This window comes from Rhodococcus sp. P4_F5, from assembly GCF_056401315.1.
Genome location: NZ_JBFUJP010000121.1, coordinates 1 through 7,509, shown reverse-complemented (window position 1 = coordinate 7,509; position 7,509 = coordinate 1). Strand labels below are relative to the sequence as shown.

Annotated in this window: 7 protein-coding genes; 4 read left to right on the top strand and 3 right to left on the bottom strand. The window is 68.5% G+C overall.

The window, feature by feature from the left end; translation table 11 throughout:
- Positions 1 to 196 (bottom strand): ATP-binding cassette domain-containing protein (locus AC1DU4_RS25780; RefSeq protein WP_477844722.1); only part of this gene is annotated, 196 nt, incomplete at its 3' end.
- A 1,183-nt stretch (positions 197 to 1,379) separates the two neighbouring features.
- On the opposite strand from AC1DU4_RS25780, the gene AC1DU4_RS25775 reads away from it, so the two are divergent.
- The 4 genes from AC1DU4_RS25775 to AC1DU4_RS25760 all read left to right on the top strand — a co-directional run bounded on the left by AC1DU4_RS25775 (position 1,380) and on the right by AC1DU4_RS25760 (position 6,265).
- The gene (locus tag AC1DU4_RS25775; protein ID WP_477844731.1) at positions 1,380 to 2,897 is read left to right on the top strand and encodes an MFS transporter; all 1,518 of its coding nucleotides are present in this window, start codon (positions 1,380 to 1,382) and stop codon (positions 2,895 to 2,897) included.
- A gap of 198 nt (positions 2,898 to 3,095) precedes the next feature.
- Complete coding sequence (locus tag AC1DU4_RS25770; protein WP_477844724.1) at positions 3,096 to 3,959, top strand: alpha/beta fold hydrolase; 864 nt, start codon at positions 3,096 to 3,098, stop codon at positions 3,957 to 3,959.
- A gap of 210 nt (positions 3,960 to 4,169) precedes the next feature.
- Positions 4,170 to 4,862, top strand: a complete 693-nt coding sequence (locus tag AC1DU4_RS25765) for a PaaI family thioesterase (protein ID WP_477844720.1) — start codon at positions 4,170 to 4,172, stop codon at positions 4,860 to 4,862.
- A 230-nt stretch (positions 4,863 to 5,092) separates the two neighbouring features.
- Positions 5,093 to 6,265 (top strand): NADH:flavin oxidoreductase, encoded by a 1,173-nt coding sequence (locus tag AC1DU4_RS25760; protein ID WP_072846127.1) that lies wholly within the window; start codon positions 5,093 to 5,095, stop codon positions 6,263 to 6,265.
- Between the two features lie 4 nt (positions 6,266 to 6,269).
- On the opposite strand, the gene AC1DU4_RS25755 is transcribed toward AC1DU4_RS25760, so the two are convergent.
- Both AC1DU4_RS25755 and AC1DU4_RS25750 read right to left on the bottom strand, forming a co-directional pair.
- Positions 6,270 to 6,947 carry an SDR family oxidoreductase gene (locus AC1DU4_RS25755; protein ID WP_072846126.1) on the bottom strand — a complete coding sequence of 226 codons (678 nt, stop codon included), beginning with the start codon at positions 6,945 to 6,947 and terminating at the stop codon, positions 6,270 to 6,272.
- Between the two features lie 59 nt (positions 6,948 to 7,006).
- Positions 7,007 to 7,509: ABC transporter permease (locus tag AC1DU4_RS25750; protein WP_477844718.1), on the bottom strand; the 503-nt coding region annotated here is incomplete at its 5' end.

Here is a 7,509-nt window from a genome sequence, read left to right as displayed (position 1 = left end):
GGTCTCCGGTGCGGATGACCTCACCCGCGTAGGGCTCGCCCTCGCCGGCGAGGATGCGCAGGGTGGTGGTCTTTCCGGCGCCGTTGCGGCCGACGAGACCGATGCGGTCGCCGGACTGGACGCGCAGGGCGGGGCCGGGCGCGGAGAGGAGGGTCCGCACACCGGCACGAACTTCGAGGTCGGTAGCGGTAATCAATGAAATCTCCTGTAAGAAAGTGTATTTGCCACGGCGCGCGGACGCAGCGCACCATCTCTTGGACCGGGCCTGGCGGTCCGTCCGCGAACGGTGCGGATGTTCGTGTCCGTGTCATGAAGCGGGAAGGCCGGATACGACTTGGTCGTTTCCGGAAGGGCGCGTCGCGACGGCTACCGCCGAATCCTCGTACCGTTCTCCGCCGGCCGGGCGCCGCAGATCACGGGATCGACCAAAGGACGGAGTACGGCCGCGTTTACGAGCCGTTGAATGCATGCACCGTCGCGAACAGTGCTGAGAATGGGTTCTAGCGCTGCGTTCTCTGTACCCAGATCAGGCCGGCGGGAAGCCGGCCTCGGGTCTTCGCAATGGAGCGGACATGCATGACGACGGACGATACGAGATGGCGCCCACCCTGTCAAAGGGTGCGGCAACGGTCCCGGCGGCGTGGTGGACGCAACGGGTAGCGCGACGAACGAGTCAGGTTGCACCTCGTCGCGGTGGGTGAACACCGTTCGCGACTTCACCGACGAACGGCAGTTCGACATCGAACAGTGCACTCGTCACGGTCGCAGCGTTTGATCGTGTTGTGGCCGAATCTGACAGCGGTGCAATGAGTTTCGTGCCATTGGTGGCCGCCGATCAGGTGACGGGGCGCCGCGATCGCACTCGACGGCGGCGCGCACAGGCGTCGTGCACACGTGGCCTGCGGCGGGTATTCGGTGACGAGCCCGTGGTCGTACTGCTCGCCGGCGGGATGGCACATCCCGGCGGGTCTGCGGTACCTCGACCGCGCCCGGTGTCCGCCTGACTGCCTCTGGTCCCGGACCCGAGCTCATGGCCGGGTCGGCAGGAATGTGCTACCCGGTCCCCGGCGCGAAACTTGCCGCGTCTGCCGGGTGAGGTTCGGGAACCGCGGTTCCCGCGAGTCGGTTTCGCCCGTTTTGAACCTTCTCCCAGGGCAATCTTCCCGCTCACCGGAACGATGTCTGTTCTCACAGTTTGAGGTGTCCTGTGATGTGGCTTACACATTCGATCCTGACAGCTCGGATATGTCGCACCATCCACGTCGTCCGCGCCGACCCTGCCGGATGGCCCTATCCGTGCCCGAATCACATTGGGCCTGAGATTCATTGGTATCCCGGAAGGACCCACCACGATGGTCACTACCCGTTCCGGCGGCGAGATGTCGCCGCCTCCCGGCGCTCACGGTCCCGCGGTCRCCGCTGAAAAGTGGACGCCGCGCCTGATCTTCTCGCTCGCATCGATCGTGCTGCTGCTCGAGATGCTCGCGGTCAGCTACATGATGATCTCGATGGCCCTGCCGGCGATCTCGGCGCACTACCAGACGACTCAGGGTGCCTGGATGCTGACGTCGTTCCTGCTTCTGGGTGCGGTGGCCGCGCCGCTTGTCGGCAAGCTCGCCGACATGTACGGCAAGCGCCGCCTCCTGCTGGCGTGCGTCGCGATCGCCGCGCTCGGTTCGTTCCTCTGCGCGATCGCCGGCAGTTACGCGGTACTGATCGTCGGCCGGGCGTTGTCCGGCATGCTCGTGCCCTGCTTGTTCCTGAGCTACTCGCTGATCCGCGACGTCTTCCCGCCGAAGACCATCGCACTTGCGGTCAGCATCGCGACCAGCGGTATGGGGCTGATCGCGATTCCCGCGCCGTTCCTCACCGGCTGGCTGATCGACAACCACGGCTTCCGCAGCATCTTCTGGTTCTTCGTGATCGGGCTCGCTGTGCTCGGCGTGATGATCATTGCGTCCACCGACGAGTCGTCGGTGCGACTGCGGTCCCGTCTCGACCTCGTCGGCGCGGTGCTGTTGGGTGCCGGCATCGCAGGCATCCTCGTGGCCGTGAGTTTCGGGCCGACCTGGGGCTGGACGAGCGGGTCCACTCTCGCCTACCTCATCGGGGGCGTGGTGCTCCTGCTGGCGTGGATCGCCTCGGCGAAGGTGGTGCGCGAGCCGCTGATCGACCTGGACGTGCTCGGCAAGCGGCCGGTGCTCCTGACCACGATCGGTGCCGGATTCGTCTACGGCTCGAGTGGGCTCTTCACGATCCTGCTCCCGATGATGGCGATGACCCCCGCCGTGCTCGGCCTCGGTTACGGATTCGGCGTGAGTGCAGAGGGATTCGCGATCTTCCAGGCGCCGATCGGCGGAATGGTCGTGATCGGTGGCCTGATCGTGGGCATGCTGGTCGGGCGCAATGTGCGTCCGCGCCTGCTGCTGGTCACCGGTCTGCTGCTGATGGCGGCCGCGTTCGCGGCGGTCGCGATGGTGCACGACGACAAGGCGCTGCTCATCGGGTTCGCAGGCGTGTTCGGCCTCGGCATGGGCCTGGGCTACGCCTCGATCCCGAACCTGCTCATCGAGGCGGTGCCCCCGCAGCTGCAGGCGTCCACCGCGAGCATCGTGGGCGTGTTCCAGAGCGTGTTCCCGGCGGTCCTGCCGGTGATCGCGTTCACGGTGATGAACAACTCGTACATCGCCCCGATCCCGCTGGAGATGACGCAGGGCGCGATCCTCTACACGGACGAGGGCTTCCAGGTCGCCTTCCTGATCGGTGCCGTCGGTGCGGTCATCGGCGCGGTGGTCGCCTTGATGCTTCCGCGCAAGATCCGGCAGCTGCAGGTTCCCGGTGCGGCGCAGAGCGCGCCGGACGCCACCGACGAGGGCGCAGCGATCTTCGCTCACTAGGCGTGCCCGGGGTCGGCCGTGCGAAAGCCGCGCGGCCGACCCTGCGGCACCCGACGGACGAGAGAAGCGGGCAACCGCCTCCCGTGCCGCGCCAGGTTTCCATCCACTGACCGGAACGGCATCTGGGATGCGGTCCACCGAGATGGCACGTTGGTCGGAAAAGGCGGATCCGGCCGCAATCGAAGAGTGAGGCGAATGATGACATCGGACCTGAGCTACGAGGGAACCCTGCGGGAGATCTCCACCGAGGCAGGCGTCCTGCGCTACCACGAGGCGGGAGACGGGCCGCCGCTGCTGCTGCTGCACGGCTCGGGACCGGGCGTGACAGGTTGGCGCAACTTCCGGGGCAACCTCGGGGTGTTCGCCGAGCACTTCCGTTGCCTGGTGCTGGAGTTCCCCGGATTCGGCGTCAGCGACGACTTCGGCGGCCACCCCATGGTCACCGCGCTGGACTCGGTGGTGAAGTTCGTCGACGCTCTCGGCCTCGACAGCGTCGACATCATCGGCAACTCGATGGGCGGCGGGGTCGCGATCAGCTATGCGATCAACCACCCGGAGAAGGTGCGTCGTCTGGTCACGATCGGCGGCATCGGCAAGGCCATTTTCAGCCCCGGCCCCGGTGAGGGCATCAAGCTACTGCAGGAGTTCACCGAGGCGCCGACCCGTGAGCGCCTGATCCAGTGGCTGTACTCGATGGTCTACGACCCCGCGATGGTGACCGAGGAGCTGATCGAGGAGCGCTGGACTCAGGCCACCGATCCCGCGACCCTCGACAGCGCCCGCCGGATGTACGGCAAGGCCGCCTTCGCGCAGATGGTGAAGATGATGGACGCGTCCGATGCGCCGCCGCCGTGGGCGATGATGCACAAGGTGAAGGCGCCGACCCTGCTCACCTGGGGTCGTGACGACCGCGTCAGCCCGCTGGACATGTCACTGGTTCCCATGCGGACCATCCCGAAGGCGGAGCTGCATGTGTTCCCCAACTGCGGGCACTGGGCGATGATCGAGCAGAAGGAAGCATTCGAGGCGACCGTCCTGAGCTTCCTGCTCCGGAAGGACTAGGTCCCACGCCCCGCTCGGCGCCGCCGGCGCGGGCCACGACGGGAACCAGCGGCTCACGCGAGGTGTGCGGTGAGCCGCAGGTTCCCGTCGGTCGTTGGGGGCGCGGCCGTCGTCGGTACCGTATGTAGAGTGCATATCGCACCTGTATCGCCGGGCACCAGGGCCGATGCCCTACCGCCCGGTGTCGACTTCCCGCACCAGTGAGGCCCCGTGACCGAATCGATCGCCCGCCAACAGTCGCTCTACGTTCAGGACGGGCTCTCGGACGAGGAGATCGACCGACAGTCCGAGTTGTACGGACCGCTCACCGACAGTGTCCGGGACCTGATCGAGGTCGCGCTGCTCACCGAGGTCGAGGACGAGGTCGACCTGCGGGCCGCGCAGGAGCACCTCGAGGCGGCCAAGCAGATCCTGCGCAAGCGCACGAACCCGGGACCGTACGGGGTTCGCTGGGGCGCCTCCGGCCAGAAGCGGGCGTGGGGGAACGCCGCCGCCGGGCTGCGCAACGCGGTCGCGCCGCCGGTGGTGCTCCAGCACGATCCGGACGGGCGCGCGTGGTGCGACTTCCATCTGGGGTCGCAGTACGAGGGTCCCGCCGGGTTGACGCACGGCGGTGTGTCCGCGCTCATCCTCGACCAGGTCCTCGGCTCGGCCGCGGAGTTCGGCGGGGCCCCGGGAATGACCGGCACCCTGACCCTGCGCTACCGCCGGCCCACCCCGCTCGGCGCGTTGCACGCAGAGGCGCGGATCGATCGCATCGAGGGGGTCAAGACCATCGTGGTCGGCCATCTCGCCGACGCCGACGGCGTCTGCGTGGAGGCCGAGGGAGTCTTCATCCTGCCGAAGTGGGCGCGAAGCCCGGGTCCCTCGACGATCGGTGAGCCGGCGCCGGACGGATTCTGAGGACGCGCCTGCCCGCCGGGGTGCCCCGCGGCGGGCAGGGTCTACCGCGATCGGGCCAGGCAGAATCCGATCCTGCCTTAAATTTCCTCTGTACCAATCGATCTGGTCGAAGTCGCGGTACCGGTAGGCGGTGCTCCCCACCGCGCGTGCCTCCCGCTCAGCGGCCGGTTCCGGATCCGGGCGGGCCGTTCACGTCCTACCATCGGCCAAATCGAATCGGAGGATGACCCGTGACCAGTCCCGACGTACTCGCCCCAGCATCGCTCGGCCCAATCACCCTGCGCAACCGCATCATCAAGTCCGCGACCTTCGAGGGCAAGACGCCCGACGCGCTGGTCACCGACGAGCTCATCGAGTTCCACCGCCGGCCTTCCGCGGGCGGGGTGGGCATGTCCACGGTGGCCTACTGCGCGGTCGCGCCGGAGGGCCGGACCGAGCGCGGCCAGCTGTGGATGCGCGACGAGGCGGTGCCCGGTCTGCGCCGGCTCACCGACGCCATCCACGCGGAGGGTGCGGCGGCGTCCGCACAGCTCGGTCACGCGGGACCGGTCGCGAACGGCAAGTCCAACGGGCTGCCGGCGTTGGCGCCGTCGCCGTCCTTCAACCCGATGTCGATGCGCCGCATCCACACCGCGACGGTCGCGGACATCGAGCGGATCACCGCTGCGCACGGCACCGCCGCGAAGATCGCCGTCGAGTCCGGGTTCGACGCCGTCGAGATCCACTTCGGCCACAACTACTTCGCCAGCTCGTTCCTGAGCCCCAAGCTCAACCACCGCAAGGACGCCTACGGCGGCTCGCTGGAGAACCGGGCCCGGGTGGTCCTGGAGACGGCCCGGACGGTCCGCGAGGCGGTGGGCGGCCGGGTGGCGATCCTCGCCAAGCTCAACATGGACGACGGGGTGCCCGGCGGGTTCCGGGTCGACGAGGCCATCCAGGTGGCCAAGTGGCTCGAGGCCGACGGCAGCCTCGACGCCCTGGAGCTGACCATGGGCAGCTCGCTGCTCAACCCGATGTACCTGTTCAAGGGCGACGCCCCGATCAAGGAGTTCGCCGCGGTGATGCCGCAGCCCGCGCGTCTCGGCGTGAAACTGATCGGCAAGAAGTTCCTGCGCGCCTACCCCTACCAGCCGCTGTTCATGCTCGACCAGGCCCGGCAGGTCCGGGCCGCGGTGAACCTGCCGCTGGTGCTGCTCGGCGGCGTCACCGACCGCGACGGCATGGACACCGCGATGGCCGAGGGCTTCGAGTTCGTCGCGATGGCGCGGGCACTGCTGATGGAACCGGACCTCGTCAACCGGATCGCCGCCGACGCGCGGACGCAGTCGCGCTGCACGCACTGCAACCAGTGCATGCCGACCATCTTCACCGGCGCTCGCTGCGTCCTCGTCGAGCGCCGGTAAACCGCTACCGCGCTGTGGGCCGCAGCACGATCTCGGTGGGATGCCCGTCGGGCGCGGTGTCGATCGCGGCGTGCACGGCGCGGGCCACGGTCTCCGGGGAGAGGAACTGGTCCGCGTCGAACGTCCCGCCCTCGCCCTCGACGATCGCGCGCTGCATGTCGGTGGCGATCCGGCCCGGGTGGATCGAGGTGACCCGAATTTTGGGCTCCTCGAGCCGGAGGGCGTCGCCGAACGCGCGGAGCGCGAACTTGCTGGCGGCGTAGGGGCCCCATCCGGCGTTGGCGCGCAGGCCCGCACCGGAGTTGATCAGCACCACGTGGCCGCCCGCCTTGCGCAGCGCCGGCAGCAGCAGCCGGGTCAGCTCCGCGACCGCGATGACGTTGGCCTCCATGGTGTTCCGCCACACCTCGGCGGGAGTGTCCGCGACGGTGCCCAGGTCGGCGACGCCGGCGTTGTGCACCAGCACGTCCAGCCGGTCGATGCCCTTGACGGCCTCGGCGACCGCGGCGTGGTCGGTCAGGTCCGCCGGGAACGGCTTCGCGTCCTCGATCTCCGTGAGGATCTCCTTCAGGGCGTCCTCTTTGCGCGCGCCGAGCAGGAGGTTGTGGCCAGCGGCAAGCTCGCGGGCAATGGCGGAGCCGAGGCCGCGGCTGGCCCCGGTGATCAAAGCAGTCGGTCGCATGTTGTCGAGGTTATCGGAGGGTGGTGTCGGACCTCACAGCCGACCGACCGGCCGACCGCTCAGGCGTTCTCCTTCGCGAAGGTACGGGCACCGATCAGACCCAGAACCAGTGCCAGGGTGAGGGTGATCGCGGTCCCGACGTAGACGTCGGAGGAGCCGAAGTCGCCACGGAAGAGGGCGCGGGCCGCGTCGACCGTGTGCGAGAGCGGGTTCAGCCTGGCCAGGGTCTGCAGCCAGCCCGGTCCCAGCGTCATCGGCAGCAGGATGCCGGAGAGCAGCAGCAGCGGCACCGACACCATGTTCAGCACCGAGGCCAGCGAGTCCTCGGAACGGGTCGCCAGCGCCAGTGCGTACGACGCCGACGACATGCCGGCCGCGATGATCGCGACCAGGATCAGCGTCAGCACGAAACCGAGCACGTTGGGCCGCAGGTCGAAGAACACGACCGCGACCAGCACCAGGATGGTGGCCTGCACCATCAGCACCACCATGTCCTTGAGCACCCGGCCGAGCAACAGGGCGCCGCGGCTGGCCGGGGTCACGCGCTGCCGTTCGATGATCC

Bases quoted from the DNA above. Each gene is read 5' to 3' on its own strand.
- AC1DU4_RS25755 (WP_072846126.1), bottom strand. From the start codon at position 6,947: ATGCGACCGACTGCTTTGATCACCGGGGCCAGCCGCGGCCTCGGCTCC.
- AC1DU4_RS25770 (WP_477844724.1), top strand. From the start codon at position 3,096: ATGACATCGGACCTGAGCTACGAGGGAACCCTGCGGGAGATCTCCACC.